We start from the raw sequence: 15,130 nt of genomic DNA on the forward strand, positions 1-15,130 counted from the left end.
TCTCAGGTCGCCGGGTAGCGGTCGATGGGCGGCGGCTTCGGTGCGGGCGCCCCGGAGAGACCGAGCGTGGCCTCGTAGGCCTTCTTCCAGTTGCCGTTCTTCTCGTTGGTCTCCAGCGCGTCGTTCAGCGCGGCCCGCAGGGCGTTGTCGTTGCGCGGCACGCCGATGCCGTACGGCTCCTCGGAGAAGGGCTTTCCGACGACCTTCATCTCGTCGGGCGCCTTGGCGGCGAAGCCGAGCAGGATCGCGTCGTCGGTGGTGACGACGTCGACCTGGTAGGTCAGCAGGTTGTCGACGCAGATGGAGTACGTGTCGTACGAGACCAGGTCGGCCTTCGGGTAGTCGGCGGCGATCCGCTGGTACGGGGTCGAGCCCGCCGCGGAGCAGACCGTCTTGCCCGCCAGGTCCTGCGGGCCGTGGATGTCGTTCTCGTCCGTGCGGACCAGCAGCCCCTGTCCTGCCATGTAGTAGGGGCCGGCGAATCCGACGAGCTTCTTGCGCATGTCGTTGATCGTGTAGGTGCCGACGTAGTAGTCGATCTGCCCGTTCTGCAGTGCCGTCTCGCGGTTGGCGGAGGCGATCGTCTTGAACCGGATCGTCTTCGGGTCGAAGCCGAGCGAGGCCGACATCATCCGGGCGATCTCGATGTCGAAGCCGGAGTAGACGCCGGTGGCGGGGTCCTTCTCGCCCAGGTAGGGCTGGTCCTCCTTGGCGCCCACCCGGAGGTAGCCGCGCTTCTTCGCCTGCGTCCAGGTCCTGGAGTCCGGCAGCCGGAAGCCGGTGTCGACCCGGTACACGGGCAGCGCCCCGGCCTTCGGCCCTTTCACCGGCGGGCTGCCGTCCTTGCCGCAGCCGGCGGCGAGGAGGGCCGGCAGCAGGACGGCACAGACGGCCAGTAGTTTTCTCGTACGCAACACAGGGCCTCCCGTCAGTGCTTGAGGATCTTGGACAGGAAGTCCTTGGCGCGGTCGCTCTCCGGTGCGTTGAAGAAGTCCTCCGGGACGCGGTCCTCGACGATGCGGCCGTCGGACATGAAGACGACCCGGTTGGCGGCGGACCGGGCGAAGCCCATCTCGTGCGTGACGACGACCATCGTCATGCCCTCCCGGGCGAGCTGCTGCATCACTTCCAGCACCTCGTTGATCATCTCCGGGTCGAGCGCCGAGGTGGGCTCGTCGAAGAGGAGCGCCTTGGGGTCCATGGCGAGGGCGCGGGCGATGGCCACCCGCTGCTGCTGGCCGCCGGAGAGCTGGGCCGGGAACTTGTCGGCCTGCGAGGCGAGCCCCACCCGGTCCAGGAGTTCCCGGGAGCGCTGATCGGCCTCGTCCTTCTTCCGCTTGCGGACCTTGAGCTGGGCGAGCGAGACGTTCGCCAGTACGGTCTTGTGCGCGAACAGGTTGAACGACTGGAAGACCATGCCGACTTCGGCCCTCAGCTCGGCGAGTCCCCTGCCTTCCTCTGGAAGGGGTCTGCCGTCGAGCGTGATGTGGCCCGACTCGATCGTTTCGAGCCGGTTGATCGTCCGGCAGAGCGTTGACTTGCCGGAGCCAGAGGGGCCGATGACCACCACCACCTCTCCGCGGCCGACGGTGAGATTGATGTCCTGCAGTACGTGCAACTTTCCGTAGAACTTATTGACGTCACGCAGCTCGATCAACGGATCGACGGCCATACGCTGCCCTACCCACTTGTCGCTTGGTCGAGGTCAGCGCAAACTATCCATCCCGGCAAGGGACTTCACACCCGACACGCGTAAATGGGGCATAAGGCGTTTTATCTAGCCGGGCCGCGGAACGTCTCGGGAAGCGTCCCGGTCCGGACGCCGGGACCCTCAGCCCTCGGCCGACTCCGAGTAGATCTGAGACAGCTCAGGACTGCCGGACATCGCCCAGCCCAGACCGGCCTCGACCACATCGATCTCACGCCCGGACGCGAGCCGCACCACGGGCTGACCACTCGGCCAGATGTGCCAGTGCGCGCCGGGAACGTTGCGCACCAGTACCGTGCCCAGGTAGAGCCCCGCGTCGTTGCCCAGCCAGGGCAGCTCCTCCGGGTCGTCGCGCCAGCGCGGCGGAAGCTGATCCAGCGCCGCCAACGAGACCGGGCTGTCGTCGAGTTCGAGCCCGCGCTCCCCCGCCCGGACGCGGAGCAGGTCACATTCGGCGAGCAGCTGGGCCACGCCTTCCGGATCGGCGTCGACAGCGGCGGCGAGCCCCGTCTCCGGCGTACCGTCGTGACGCTTACGCCAGTTGTCCAAGAAAGGGATGTTCATACCGCTCAGGGTCGCATCCCGGCCCGGGTCCGCACCACAGGACGCGCGGCCCGCCGTTCGAGCGCTGAACACCTGACGTACCCCGCGATTTCACCCGGCCACGCACAGACACGTTCGGCGGTCCCGCGTCCGGCCCGGTGAAAGCGGTGGTGACGGCCCGCCGCGCACTGGTACGTTCGCCTCATGTGCAGCCCCGAGTCCGACAGACGCCGGCCACCGGTCCACGGTGGCTTCCGGACCGGCAGGACCTGAGGGTCTTCGCCGGCCGCATACGGCTGCCATTCCGGACCCATGCGGTTGCGGGTTGCTTCCCGGCCTGACGACAGGCCCTACGCACCGGGGCGCTGATCCCCCGGTTTCACGGCTCCGCCGGCGTGCCGGGTCATGGGCACGATCGCAGTGACCGTTCCGCCGTGTCGCCGCTCGTCGATTCGAGCGGGTGCGGCCCGCATCCCCGACCGGTTCTGTCCATCAGCCGTCCATGGGGTTCCTTCATGCCATTTTCCGTATACGCGCTCGGGCTCGCCGTCTTCGCGCAGGGCACTTCCGAGTTCATGCTGTCCGGCCTGCTTTCGGGCATCTCCGCCGAGCTTCACGTCTCCATCCCCGCCGCAGCCCTCCTGACCTCGGCCTTTGCCGTCGGACTCGTGATCGGGGCGCCGCTGATGGCGCTGCTGGGGCGTAACTGGCCGCGCCGCCGCGCCCTGTTGTTCTTCCTCGGCGTCTTCGCGGCCGTCCATGTCATCGGCGCGGTCACCTCCAGCTACGGTCTGCTGCTCGCGACGCGGGTCGTCGGCGCGCTGGCGAACGCCGGATTCTGGGCGGTCGCCCTGGTGACCGCGGTCGCCCTGGCCGGGCCCAAGGCCCGCGCCCGCGCCACCTCCGTGGTGGTCGGGGGCGTCACCGTCGCCTGTGTAGCGGGGGTGCCGGCCGGGGCGTGGCTGGGCGGGCAGTGGGGGTGGCGGGCGGCGTTCTGGGCCGTCGCCCTCGTCTCGCTGCCGGCGATCGCCGTGATCGCGGCGGCGATTCCGGCGGGCCGGCCCCCGTCCGCCCTGCCGAGCGCCCGCACCGAATTGCGCAGCCTGTCCGGGCGCGGGCTGCGGCTGACGCTGCTGACGAGCGCGCTCGTCCAGGGCGCGACCTTCTGCGCGTTCTCGTACCTCGAACCGATCGTCACGCGGGTCACCGGGTTCGGCTCCGCGTGGGTGCCGGTCCTGCTCGCCCTGTTCGGGGCCGGCTCGTTCATCGGGGTCACCGTCTGCGGCCGGGTCATCGACTCCCGGCCCGTCGCGCTGACCGCGGCCGGCCTGGTGGCGCTGGCCCTCGGCTGGGCCCTGTTCGCGTGTACGGCGGGCAGCCCCGCGACGGTGGTGGTCCTCGTTCTCGTCCAGGGGATGCTGGCGTTCGGCACCGGCACCGCGCTGATCTCGCACGTGTTCCGGCTGGCGCCCGGTGCGCCGACGCTGGCCGGGTCCTTCGCCACCGCGGCGTTCAATGTGGGCGGCGCGCTCGGCCCCTGGATCGGCGGGCTCGCGATCGGTGCGGGGTACGGCTTCCGGGCGCCGCTCTGGGTGAGCGCGCTGCTGATGGCCCTGGCGCTCGGTACCGCCGGAGCCGCATGGGCCTGCCGCCCGGTGCCGGAGGCGGCAGCCGTACCGGGCGGGGCGCCGGGCCCCGGCTGATCGGCGCGCGATGGGGACTGTGCGGGCTCAGGCGCCCATGACGGACGGCTGAGCCCGCACACCGCTCAGAGGTCGAGGTCGACAACCACCGGCGCGTGGTCGGACGCCCCCTTGCCCTTGCGCTCCTCGCGGTCCACGTAGCTGTCCTTGACAGCGGCGGTGAACGGGGCGTTGCCGTAGACGAGGTCGATCCGCATGCCCTTGTTCTTCGGGAAGCGCAGCTCGCGGTAGTCCCAGAAGGTGTAGGGGCGGTCGTACTTCAGGGGACGCGGCACGACATCGGAGAGGCCCTCCTCGCGCAGCGCCGCGAGGGCGGCCCGCTCGGCGGGCGTGACGTGGGTGGCGCCTTCGAAGAGGGCCGGGTCCCAGACGTCCTCGTCGGCCGGGGCGACGTTGAAGTCACCGATCACCGCGAACGGCAGCGCTCCGGCGGCGTCCGCGGCGACCGCCGTCCGCAGTGCCTCGAACCAGCGCAGCTTGTACGCGTAGTGCTCGTGCTCGACCTCGCGGCCGTTGGGGACGTACACCGACCAGAGGCGCAGCGGTCCGCAGGTCGCGCTGATCGCGCGGGGCTCTTGCACGCCGTCGTACGCGGGGCCGTCGGGCAGCCCCGTCACGACGTCGGACAGTCCGGCCCGGGAGACGATCGCCACCCCGTTCCACCGGCCAGTGGCGTTGACCGCGGATTCGTAGCCGAGCTCGCGGAGCGCCTCCGCGGGGAACTGCTCCGCGGTGCACTTGGTCTCCTGGACGCACAGCACGTCCGTGCCGGTGCTCTCCAGCCAGGCGAGCAGCCGGGGCAGGCGGGCGGTGATCGAATTGACGTTCCAGGTGGCGATGCGCATGTACGCAAACCTAGCGGCTCCCACTGACATCGATACGCGTGGCCGCCGCCGGGGCGCCGCCCCTCACACCTCCGTCGAGTCCCCCGGTGCCAGCCGGCCGTGGTCAGTACCGCCGAGGCCGCCGATCTGGGAGTCGTAGATCGGGCGGGCGAGGTCGGTGAGCAGCGCGTCGTGGATGTCGATGGCGCGGCGCGGCTTCACCTCGCGGACGTAGTCGATGACCTCGGAGATCTTGTTCCACGGTGCCATCACGGGAAGCATCAGCGTGTCGACCGGCCGGTCGGGCACCGTGAGCGCGTCACCGGGGTGGAAGAGCGAGCCGTCGACCAGGAAGCCGATGTTGGTGATCCGCGGGATGTCCGGGTGGATCACCGCGTGGAGTTCGCCGTGCACCTGGACGTCGAAACCGGCGGCGGTGAAGGTGTCACCGTGCCCGACGGTGTGGACGCGCCCGGGGAACGCCGCGCTCAGCTGCCCGGCCACGCTGCGCAGGGTCCAGATCTCGGCGGCCGGGTTGGCCTCCAGACCGGCCCGCAGCCGCTCCTCGTTGAAGTGGTCGGGGTGCTCGTGCGTGACCAGGACCGCCTCCGCGCCGATCGCGGCGTCCTGCTCGGAGAAGCCGCCCGGGTCGATGACGAGCGTGCGCCCGGCCTTCTCCAGGCGGATGCAGGAGTGGGACTTCTTGGTCAGCGTGAGCGCGAACGGCTCGGGATTCACAGCGTTCATGTGCCCCATCCTGCTACGCGGGCGGTGTCGTCTCTGCCTGAATCACCGACTGCGCGATCGTGAAGGCGGCACTCGCGGCCGGAATGCCGCAGTAGACGGCCGTCTGCAGCAGGACCTCCCGGATCTCGACCGGGGTGAGGCCGTTGCGCAGGGCCGCGCTGACGTGTGCGGCCAGGCTCTCCAGGTGCCCGGAGGCGACCAGCGCGGTGAGCGTGACGGTGCTGCGCGTACGCCGGTCCAGCCCCTCCCGGCCCCACACCTCGCCCCAGGCGTATCGGGTGACGAGCTCCTGGAAGTCGTCCGTGAAGCCGTCGGAGGCGGCCGTGACCCCGTCCACATGGGCGTCACCGAGCACCTCGCGGCGGATCCGCATGCCCTGCGGGTACGGATCGGTGCGCCCCTGCGAGGGGTCCGCGGGCCGCGCGGTGGCCGCGGTGATCTCCGCGACGGGCAGTACGGGGGCGGAGAGCCGGGGGGCGAAGGAGGGCGCGGGGATCGCCGCCTGGGTGTCCTGCCAGGCGGTGGAGAAGTGGGTGAGCAGGAGATCGGTGACGGCTCCGGGCTGCTCGACCGGGGCCAGGTGCGAGGCGCCGGGGACCAGGGCCAGCCGGGCGTCGGGTATCCCCGCGACCAGGGTGCGGGCGTCGCCGGGCCCGGTGACCTGGTCCTCGGCCCCGACCAGGACGAGCGTGGGGACACCGATCCGGCCCAGCTCCCCGCGGATGTCGAAGGCGGCGAGGGCCTCGCAGGCGGCTATGTAGCACCCGGGGTCGGTGGTCCGGACCATCTGGACGGCCCACTCGACGATGGCCGGCTGCGCGGCGGCGAACCCCGAGGTGAACCACCGCTCCGGGGCCGCGCGGGCCATCGGCTCCAGCCCGTTGGTGCGGACGATCACCCCGCGCTGCCGGAACTCGTCGGCGCTGCCGAACCGCGCGGAGGCGGCCACCAGGGCCAGCGATGCGACCCGGTGCGGGTGGCGCAGCGCGAGCTCGGCCCCGATCGCGCCGGCGATGGAGCAGCCCGCGTATCCGAAGCGCTGGACGCCGAGGCCGTCGAGGGTGGCGAGCAGCCGGCCGGCGAGCTCACCGACGGAGGCCGCGGGGTGGGCGGGCGCGCCGCCGTGGCCCGGGAGGTCGAAGCGGAAGACTCTCCAGTGCTGGGTGAGCTCGGCCATCTGCCGGTCCCACATGTGCCAGGTGGTACCGAGGGAGGGGCCGATCACCAGGACCGGCGCGTCTTCTGGCCCGTCAACCTGGTACTTCACCGTCTGCGTCTCCGTGTCACTCACATGTCCCACGCTCCCACATCTCACAATTTCTCACGTACCCCACCCTCCGGCGGAAGCGGCCCGACCTGATCCAGCACACGGACCGGCAGGGGCCCGCCGACACGCCCGACGGGAAACCGCCTCACCACCGGCTACGGAACAGCCCGAGCTCAGCGACGGTCCTCCCGCACCGAGGCACGGGTTCTACCGGCCTTCCGCCCTCCGACCCGGCTCACCTGTGGACCGTGTCGTACCTGTACGGGCCGAGGCACATGAAGAAGCCGGCGCAGATCACGCACACGACGGCCAGCGTGAACATGGCCGGGGTGTAGGAGCCATAGCTGTCCCGGCTCGCGCTCACAGCGGACGATGCGATCGCCCCACCGACCTGGAAGGCCGAGAACGCGATCCCGTAGATCTTGCCGTAGGCCATTCGTCCGAAATGCCGGGGAACGAGGTAGCTGAGGACATCGAACTCCGAGCCGATCAACAGACCGGCCAGGGCCGCAGCGATGAGTCCGGTCACTACGTTGGGGCCCGCCGCGAACAACAGCACCGAGACCAGGCCGCCGGCAAGGTTGAAGGACATGACCACGGATGCACTGAAGCGGTCCAGGAGCCAGCCGGTGGCGACTCTGGCCACGATGAGCGCAAGCCCGAGCGCGACCGGCACCAGGTTGGCGATGCCTTCCGGGACGCCGGCGTCGAGCAGCAGGGGGATCTGATAGACCGTTATGGAGGAGCCGACCAGCCCGAGCAGGAGGAAAGCGCCCAGGATGAGCCAGAACGGCCTCCTTCTCGCGGAGATCTTCAGGGTGTCACCGCCTGTCTGGACATCGGTCCTGCGTGGGCTCGGTTCTGTGATGAAGAAGAACGCGACCGGGAAGGCGAGGAGCGCGACGCCCCCCAGTCCGACGAAGGCGGCCCGCCAGCCGAACGCCCCGATCAGCCACGCTGTGAGAACAGGGACGAGAACCGTGCCGACCCCGATGCCGGAGTTGGCGATTCCCAGCGCGAACCCGAGCTTGCGCTCGAACCACCCCGCTGTGAGCCGGAGATAGGACACCGGCCACAGACCCAGTCCGCAGACAGGAATGAGGGCCCAGGCCAGGTAGAACACGGACAGGTCGTCGGGCAGGAAGTACATCGACATCAGCGAGAGACCAAAGACCGGTGAGCTCCACAGGATCAGGCGGCGGCCGCCGAACCGGTCGACCAGATAGCCCTGCAGAGGCGAGATGATCATGACGGTGACGCCGAGGAGAGAAGCAGCCAGGCCGATGTCGGAAACGCCCCAGCCGAACTCCCGGTGGAGCGGGGCGATGAACGCCCCGAACGACATGACGGTGAGAACGCTGGGGCCAACGGTGAGGCCGAGCGTGGACGCAATGGCCGTCCGCCACCCGGTCGACTCACTGGCGGCGCCGGAAGGGCCTTCGCCTGTCCTGATGGGCCTTGCGGGTTTGTCCATGGTGGTCATGCGGAATCCTCCTTGATTCCCTTGCGGCAGCTCCCCCACGGGCGCCAGGCCCTGCGGGCATCCAGCTCGGTGGAACTACCGGCAAATGCACGTGACTTGTCCGACCGAGCCCAGCGCAGACCGCGCTCCTCGCACCGATGCGACAGCTGTCGCCTTAGGTCGTGTCCGCAAAGTCCCGCTGCCGACCGGGACGTCGACGTGTGCCGCCGCACTCCCCAGCACCCAAGGCGGTCGGCCGAAGTGGACCAGGCCGGCACCGAGAGGTTCGCGGCAGCGGCCATGAGCCGGGGAGTGACTCGATGCCGCCCCGTGTCGCCATCGCCGGGCCGTAGGGGATGGCGGAAGTAGCGGCGGTGATGCACACCGTAAGAGGGCCTTCATGGAGTGTCAACATTTTCTTCCGCTGATGTTGACGCACTCCTGCTCGACGAGGCCGCAGCACCCTTCCCGCCCCAACGCTTGCCGGATTTACCATGAACCGTCCCCGACAGGCAGCACGCCGCACTCGTCCGCTCAGGACGGAGCGCAGCCAGAACCGAAAACTAGCGCCAGCCATGGCGAAAAGTGTTGACACTATTGCCGCCGCTCCCAATGATGGGGCCGACGTCGACCCCGGCCGTACGTGGGTTGACCCGACGACAACATGACCGCTCATGCGCCTGACGGAGGCAGCACCCTGCCCCTCGGGGACGTCATCAACCAACGCATTCGGCTGGAACGTGAACCGGCCGCTCGACGCGGCAGCGCTCAACAGCCCCGGCCCCGCGGCCCCACACGCTGATGCGCCTCAACGCCACCGATCGGGGTGAGTCCGCGCGCCGTACGGTGAATTCGCGATCGGACCAGTCGCCCTCTTCTGTGGGCTGGCCGTCCTCCTGGGCTTCGGTGCGACGGCGGTCGTCGGGGCCGATGCCATCCGCGCAGCCGATCCCAAGGGTCTTGCGACACTTCCGCTTCTGGCCATACAACTGGCCGCCGACGGCTCCGCAGGCGGCATGACCCTTGCCCTCACCGTTTCCATGTTCTTCCTGACCAGCCTCACCGTGGTGGCCGCGCTGACCCTCTCGTCCGCGGCCTCTCTGGCGCACGACGTCCGGCCGTCTCGCGTTCGCCCACCTCCATCCTGCCCGGGGCCGACTTCGCTTGGTTCCCGTTGGAGGCAACCGGCCTCGTGTCCGTACCGGTGGGCTTCCTCATGGGGTGGGCCGCGAGCCGAGTAGCGGCGTCCGGATCGATGACCCGGGCCCGGTACCAGGACCTGGAGGAGCGAGCCCTGACCGGGACGGGGTCCGCGAACTCCTCCGAGCGAGTGCAATGACCTCGATCGTCCGTCACCGATGGGCCGGTGACGCCACCCGATCGCAGGCAGCAGGAAGGCTCAACATCGAAGGGACCACCATCAGTGTGCTGCGATGTTGTTTTTTGAGTCAAGACTCAAGATAAAGAAACAGTTCGACACACCCAGCCCCTGCCGACAACTCGCAGGCCAGAGGGCCAATGAGGGTCGGCCACGAAGGGGATATACGGCACATCGGGACACGGAGGCGCCCATCTCCACCCCGCGTCATCGAGGACCCTTTCGCATGCAGCGGGGTTGACCCTCGGATGACTCTGGACCTACCGTCACCACCTGTAGCCATTCACATTGCAGTTCGATGTTCAAGTACATGAACAGATCATGCGGGCGGCCCGCCCCCTGCATTGCGTGAAGGTGCGCAATGCCCGGGAGCGCATCCCCACCCTCGTGAAGGCGCGCCGTGAAACACCTTCTCCGCAACAGCAGTTGCCGCACGCCGCGAGCTGACCGACCACCGGCGCCGGCATCGACACCCTCCGACCCTCACCAGCGATCGAACGACTTCGCGACGCGGGCCCTCGAACCGCGTCGGCCTGGGCTCCTCCCCTCACCGGCACGGCTGCGTACCTCGGCAACGGCCCACGCGCCAGAACCGCTTCCCGCGACCGCATCACCGGCCCGGAGGACCTACGCCCCGCTCGCGGGCCCTGCGTACGCAAAGCCGCAAAGCCGCAAAGCCGATGGCCGATACACGTATTGGAGACGCGATGAAGCGTGACCAGATCAAGCGCCGGACCCTGCTCGCAACGGCTGCCGGCGCGCTCGCCGCAGGCGCCGTCACCTCCCTGCCCCACCGGGCCCTCGCGGCAGCCGGCGAAGGAGAGCAGCTCTCCGACTATGCCGGACACACCACCGAGGGCAGCCGTCGTGTCACCGTCACCAGTGCGACCGGACAGCGGCTCCGGCTCACGGCCTACGGGGACCAGATGGTCAGGGTGAGCGCCGCCCGCGCCAAGGAGGAGTTCTTCTCCGACACCCGCTACGAGATGGTGCAGCCGGAGAGCCACAGCTCTCTGGGCGGCAGCCTGAAGCTCACCGTCACCAACGACACCCTCGAACTCCGCACCGGCGCAGCCGACGGACTGCGCATCGTCCTGCACAAGAAGCCGTTGCGGCTGGAGTTCTACTCGCTGGCCACCGGAGCCCTGCTGGTCAAGGAGGATGCCACGCGCGGCATTTCCTGGAGCGGGGCGAACAGCACCATCGCCACCGAGGCGTTCGTCCCGCCGTCCTCCGGTGAGCGCTTCCTCAAGGCCGGACACGGCATGCTCGGCCGCACACCCCGGCTCGACCGCACGGGTGACACGGTCTCCCACAACTACGCGGACGCGTCGGCCAAGAACCCCGACAACCAGGCACCGGCCATCGTGCCGTTCTACCTGTCCGACCACGGATACGGCGTCTTCTTCAACACCACGTTCGACACGACCTTCCACTTCGGCGGGTCGAGCGGTTACGGGTTCTTCGCCGACGGGCACGACGCCGGCAGTGTGAGCCCCCAACTGGACTACTTCCTCATCAACGGCCCGCGGTTCGCCCAGCTCCTCGACCGCTACACGCAGCTCACCGGCCGCCCGCGGCTGCCTCAGCGATCCGTGTTCGGGCTTCAGCTCTCCGACAAGAACTTCGCCGACGTGAGCGACCAGAACTGGTGGCGGGAGAAGATCACCCAGCACCGCGCCGCCGGCTTCCCCTTCGACCACCAGGTCAACGACAACCGCTGGCGTGAGGGCTCGGGCTCCTGGTCCGGTTCGTGGTTCGAGTTCAGCCACGACCGCTGGCCGGACCCCGCCGGCTACCAGAAGTGGGCCGCCGAGAACGGCGTCACCGTGACCCTGGACTACAACCGGAACAACACCAATGAGATGGCGGGATGGAAGGGCGGCCCACCGCCCGGATACAGCTTCGCGACGGCTGACCTCAAGGACGTGAAGGAGAACAACGCCGTCCCCGACTGGAGCAACCCCGACACCCGCGCCTGGGTGTGGAAGGTCTTCTGGGACAAGGCGCTCAACCCGGCGCTCAAGTATCCGGGGGACGCCTTGTGGATCGATGAGGTCGACGACCTCGGAGCGATCCCGTACACGGCGAAGACGGCCGATGGCCGCCGCTGGGCGGAAGGGCGCAACGCCTACTTCCTGGACGTGCACAAGGCGGTCGGCAAGGAGGGCTGGGACCCCGACAGGACCGGCCACGTCGGGGCCGCCAAACGCCCCTGGACCTGGAGTCGTGGTGCCACCGCGGGCCAGCAGCGCTACGGGCACTACTGGACGGGTGACATCAGCTCGACCTACGACGAGATGCGGAACCAGATCCGGGGCATGCAGACAGCCGGTCTCGGCGGCTTCCCCTTCGCGAACATCGACGGCGGAGGCTTCGGCAACGGCAGCCTGATCTCTGACGCGTTCTACCGAAACTGGCCCGCCGGCTGGTCCAGCCTTTCCCCGATCTGGCGCCCGCACGGCACTGCCTCGACCAAGGACCGCGGCAAGCTGGCGTCACGCTGGCCGCTGGATCAGAGCACCCAGGCGCGGGCGGACTTCGCGAAGTACGGTCAGCTGCGGTACAGCCTGATGCCGTACATCTACACACTCGCCCATCAGGCCAACGCCACCGGCATGCCCATGGCCAGGGCCATGGTGATCGACTACCAGGACCGGCCGCAGGCCTACACCCACGACCTGCAGTACATGTGGGGTCCCTCGCTCCTCGTCGCCCCTGTCACCTCCGACGGTGGAAGCATCCAGCAGATCTGGCTGCCGGCCGGAACCACCTGGTACAACTTCTGGGCGGACATCAAGCACACCGGATCCGACAGCGCGGACCTCCCCTACACCACCCGCACCGGAGAGACACCGCTGTTCGTCAAGGCGGGTGCCATTCTGCCCAAGTACCCCTACGCGCAGAGCACCGCCTACCTCACCAAGCGGCAGCTTGAGATGGATGTCTACGCGGGCGCCGACGGCGCCTTCGAGGTCGTCGAGGACGACGGGGTGACCGAGGCGTACCGGACCGGCAAGAAGACGAGCGTCACTCGCCTCACCTACGCCAACGCCTCCAAGCGCCTCGTCGTCGCTCACCCGAAGGGGACGTACGAGGGGGCGCCGGACAAGCGGCGCTACGTCATCCGCGTTCACGGCCTGGAGGCGCCCGTCGGGATGCGGGTCAACGGCGGTGCCACACTGCCCGCCTTCTCCAGCGAGGCCGCGGCTGTCCTCAGCGACAAGGGCGCGGGAAGCGTATGGGACGCGAAGGCGAAGATCCTCAGCATCGTCACGGCGGACATACCTGTCGTCCAGGACGGCGGCAACGCCGCCACCGTTGAGCCCAGCGGTGGCTCCTACCCCGCTGTCGGCGGCGGCACGGTCTACCAGGCCGAGAACGCCCGCCTCGACAGCAGCTTCTCCATCGACACCAGCCACCCCGGCTACACCGGGACCGGCTACGCCGACTTCACCGGAACGTCCGCGGACGGCTCCACCATCGCGTGGACGGTCACCGCGGCAGCGGCCGGCACGAAGCGGCTCCTCGTCCGCTACGCCAATGGGAGCGGCAATGACCGCCCCCTGTCCATCGATGTCAACGGCAAGAGGGCCGGCACCTTGGCCATGCCGCCCACCGGCGGCTGGGACAACTGGGCGACGGCCTCCGTCACCGCGGACCTCCCGAAGGGCGATGGCATCACCGTCCGCGCGGTCCTCAACGGGTCCCAGGGCGCCAACGTCGACAGTCTGACCGTGCTGTAACGACTGCGTACCGGAGGGTGCGCAGTCGCCCGCGCGGTAGCCGTCAGGGCCGGCGGTCCTGACGGCTACCGCGCGGGACGCGGACGGGCCTTGCCCTGACGGGCCGGCCCCGGAGCGCACCGCTTGAACCATCGTCATCCCCTCACGTGACATCACACCCCGATTCCCAGAGGTACGGCATGCTCGCACGCACCCTGATATCCGTTCGGCGCCTGTCCTCGGGCGTCCTCTCGCTCCTCGCCGCCCTGGCTTTCGTGCTCGTGGCGGTGCCATCCGCACACGCTGACCCGGCCAGTACGTTCACACCTGGAAAGTCCTGGACCGACACCTCCGGCCGCGCCCTCCAGATGCACGGCCTCGGCATCGTCAAGGCCGGCTCCGCCTGGTATGCCTTCGGCGAGAACAAGACCGGCGAGAGTTCGGCGGACACGAGCTTCCAGTCCATCGACTGCTACCGGTCCACCGATCTTTCGCACTGGTCCTACCAGGGGGCCGCACTGAGCCGACAGTCCAGCGGCGACCTCGGACCCGGCCGTGTCGTGGAGCGCCCCAAGGTCCTCTACAACGCCTCCACGGCCACGTACGTGATGTACCTGCACATAGACAGCCCGTCCTACGGCGAGGCGAAGGTCGGTGTGGCCACCGGAAAGACCCCGTGCGGCACCTACGACTACCGGGGAAGCTCCCGACCGCTGGGTGCCCAGAGCAAGGACATCGGCGTCTTCCAGGACACCGACGGATCCGGGTACCTCATGCGCAGGGACCCCGAGCACGGCCTGCGCATCGAAAAGCTCTCCAGCGACTACCTCACCGTCACGAAGACGGTCCGGACCTTCCCCGACTACGAGTCCCCCGCGATGGTCAGGACGGGCGGCCGCTACTACCTGCTCGCCTCCAACCTGACGGGCTGGAGGACCAACGACAACGTCTACGCGACCGCCACTTCGCTTTCCGGCCCCTGGACCGCGTTCCGCACCTTCGCACCCCCGGGCACCAGGACGTACGACTCCCAGACCGCCAACATCATCCCGGTGCAAGGTACTTCGGCCACCACCTTCATCTACGCGGGCGACCGCTGGAACACCGACGATCTCGGCTCCTCCCCGCTCGTGTGGTTGCCCCTGACCATCAGCGGGACCACGGTGACCGTCAGCTGGCAGAACTCCTGGACGCTCGACCTCGGGGCCGGCACCTGGACGGGCACGTCCAGTCCGCCCGCCGGGACCCGCCGCCTCACCAGTGCCGCAAGCGGACACCTGATGGACGTGAGCGGCGCCGCCACGGCCGACGGAGCAGCGGTCGTCCAATGGCCCGCCACGGGGGGCACCAACCAGCAATGGGCGCTGCACAGAGTGCGCGGAAACGTCTACACCCTGGTCGGTGCCGACAGCGGCAAGTGCCTGGAGGTCCCCGGCAAGTCCACGGCACAGGGCGCCCGCCTCGATGTGTGGACCTGTGACGACGGAACCAACCAGCAGTGGGCCCTGCAGGCCGCGGGCTCCTACACCTCGTCCACCAACACCTCCTACGTGCTGGTCAATCTCGGCAGCGGCTGGGTGGCCGACGTGGCCAAGGAGTCCACCGCACCCGGCGCGGCGCTCCAGCAGTGGGCCGCCACGGGCGGGACCAACCAGATCTGGAAGCTCAGCTGAACTGAACCACGCAGGCCGGCCCATGGCGTTCCTGCCGTCCGGGTGCCGCTGCTGAAGTGATCACGAGCCCGGCCACACTGTTCGCCGCCCTCCGCTGCGG

Annotated in this window: 10 protein-coding genes; 3 read left to right on the forward strand and 7 right to left on the reverse strand. The window is 69.2% G+C overall.

From position 1 onward, the window contains the following. Positions 1-2: 2 nt before the first annotated feature. The 3 genes from ACZ601_RS04700 to ACZ601_RS04710 all read right to left on the reverse strand — a co-directional run bounded on the left by ACZ601_RS04700 (position 3) and on the right by ACZ601_RS04710 (position 2,272). Complete coding sequence (locus tag ACZ601_RS04700; RefSeq protein ID WP_469533864.1) at positions 3-914, reverse strand: glutamate ABC transporter substrate-binding protein; 912 nt, start codon at positions 912-914, stop codon at positions 3-5. 14 nt (positions 915-928) lie between these two features. Beyond that, entirely contained in the window at positions 929-1,672 is a 744-nt protein-coding gene (locus tag ACZ601_RS04705; protein WP_469532907.1) for an amino acid ABC transporter ATP-binding protein, read from the reverse strand. A gap of 159 nt (positions 1,673-1,831) precedes the next feature. Continuing rightward, positions 1,832-2,272 carry a DUF6278 family protein gene (locus tag ACZ601_RS04710; protein ID WP_469532910.1) on the reverse strand — a complete coding sequence of 147 codons (441 nt, stop codon included), beginning with the start codon at positions 2,270-2,272 and terminating at the stop codon, positions 1,832-1,834. Positions 2,273-2,766: 494 nt separating this feature from the next. On the opposite strand from ACZ601_RS04710, the gene ACZ601_RS04715 reads away from it, so the two are divergent. Beyond that, entirely contained in the window at positions 2,767-3,954 is a 1,188-nt protein-coding gene (locus ACZ601_RS04715) for a Cmx/CmrA family chloramphenicol efflux MFS transporter (RefSeq protein WP_469532911.1), read from the forward strand. 65 nt (positions 3,955-4,019) lie between these two features. Here the strand turns inward: ACZ601_RS04715 and ACZ601_RS04720 are convergent, their stop codons facing one another. The 4 genes from ACZ601_RS04720 to ACZ601_RS04735 all read right to left on the reverse strand — a co-directional run bounded on the left by ACZ601_RS04720 (position 4,020) and on the right by ACZ601_RS04735 (position 8,314). Next, the gene (locus tag ACZ601_RS04720) at positions 4,020-4,799 is read right to left on the reverse strand and encodes an exodeoxyribonuclease III (protein WP_440579381.1); all 780 of its coding nucleotides are present in this window, start codon (positions 4,797-4,799) and stop codon (positions 4,020-4,022) included. A gap of 63 nt (positions 4,800-4,862) precedes the next feature. Then, complete coding sequence (locus ACZ601_RS04725) at positions 4,863-5,516, reverse strand: MBL fold metallo-hydrolase (RefSeq protein WP_469533866.1); 654 nt, start codon at positions 5,514-5,516, stop codon at positions 4,863-4,865. 22 nt (positions 5,517-5,538) lie between these two features. Further along, positions 5,539-6,825 carry a bifunctional 3-oxoadipate enol-lactonase/4-carboxymuconolactone decarboxylase PcaDC gene (gene pcaDC / locus ACZ601_RS04730; RefSeq protein WP_469532914.1) on the reverse strand — a complete coding sequence of 429 codons (1,287 nt, stop codon included), beginning with the start codon at positions 6,823-6,825 and terminating at the stop codon, positions 5,539-5,541. Between the two features lie 202 nt (positions 6,826-7,027). Continuing rightward, positions 7,028-8,314, reverse strand: a complete 1,287-nt coding sequence (locus ACZ601_RS04735) for an MFS transporter (RefSeq protein ID WP_469532917.1) — start codon at positions 8,312-8,314, stop codon at positions 7,028-7,030. Positions 8,315-10,339: 2,025 nt separating this feature from the next. Here ACZ601_RS04735 and ACZ601_RS04740 point away from each other — a divergent pair. Together ACZ601_RS04740 and ACZ601_RS04745 are read left to right on the forward strand one after the other, a co-directional pair. Beyond that, positions 10,340-13,378, forward strand: coding sequence for a TIM-barrel domain-containing protein (locus ACZ601_RS04740; protein WP_469532919.1), 3,039 nt, complete (start codon positions 10,340-10,342; stop codon positions 13,376-13,378). A 179-nt stretch (positions 13,379-13,557) separates the two neighbouring features. Then, positions 13,558-15,030, forward strand: coding sequence for an RICIN domain-containing protein (locus ACZ601_RS04745; protein WP_469532922.1), 1,473 nt, complete (start codon positions 13,558-13,560; stop codon positions 15,028-15,030). The last annotated feature ends 100 nt before the right edge of the window (positions 15,031-15,130 follow it).

Source organism: Streptomyces sp. NPDC104307, assembly GCF_055584045.1.

Excerpts from the sequence above, each read along its gene's own strand:
- ACZ601_RS04740 (WP_469532919.1), top strand. The coding sequence starts at position 10,340 with ATGAAGCGTGACCAGATCAAGCGCCGGACCCTGCTCGCAACGGCTGCC.
- ACZ601_RS04710 (WP_469532910.1), bottom strand. The coding sequence starts at position 2,272 with ATGAACATCCCTTTCTTGGACAACTGGCGTAAGCGTCACGACGGTACG.
- ACZ601_RS04705 (WP_469532907.1), bottom strand. The coding sequence starts at position 1,672 with ATGGCCGTCGATCCGTTGATCGAGCTGCGTGACGTCAATAAGTTCTAC.
- ACZ601_RS04745 (WP_469532922.1), top strand. The coding sequence starts at position 13,558 with ATGCTCGCACGCACCCTGATATCCGTTCGGCGCCTGTCCTCGGGCGTC.
- ACZ601_RS04715 (WP_469532911.1), top strand. The coding sequence starts at position 2,767 with ATGCCATTTTCCGTATACGCGCTCGGGCTCGCCGTCTTCGCGCAGGGC.
- ACZ601_RS04720 (WP_440579381.1), bottom strand. The coding sequence starts at position 4,799 with ATGCGCATCGCCACCTGGAACGTCAATTCGATCACCGCCCGCCTGCCC.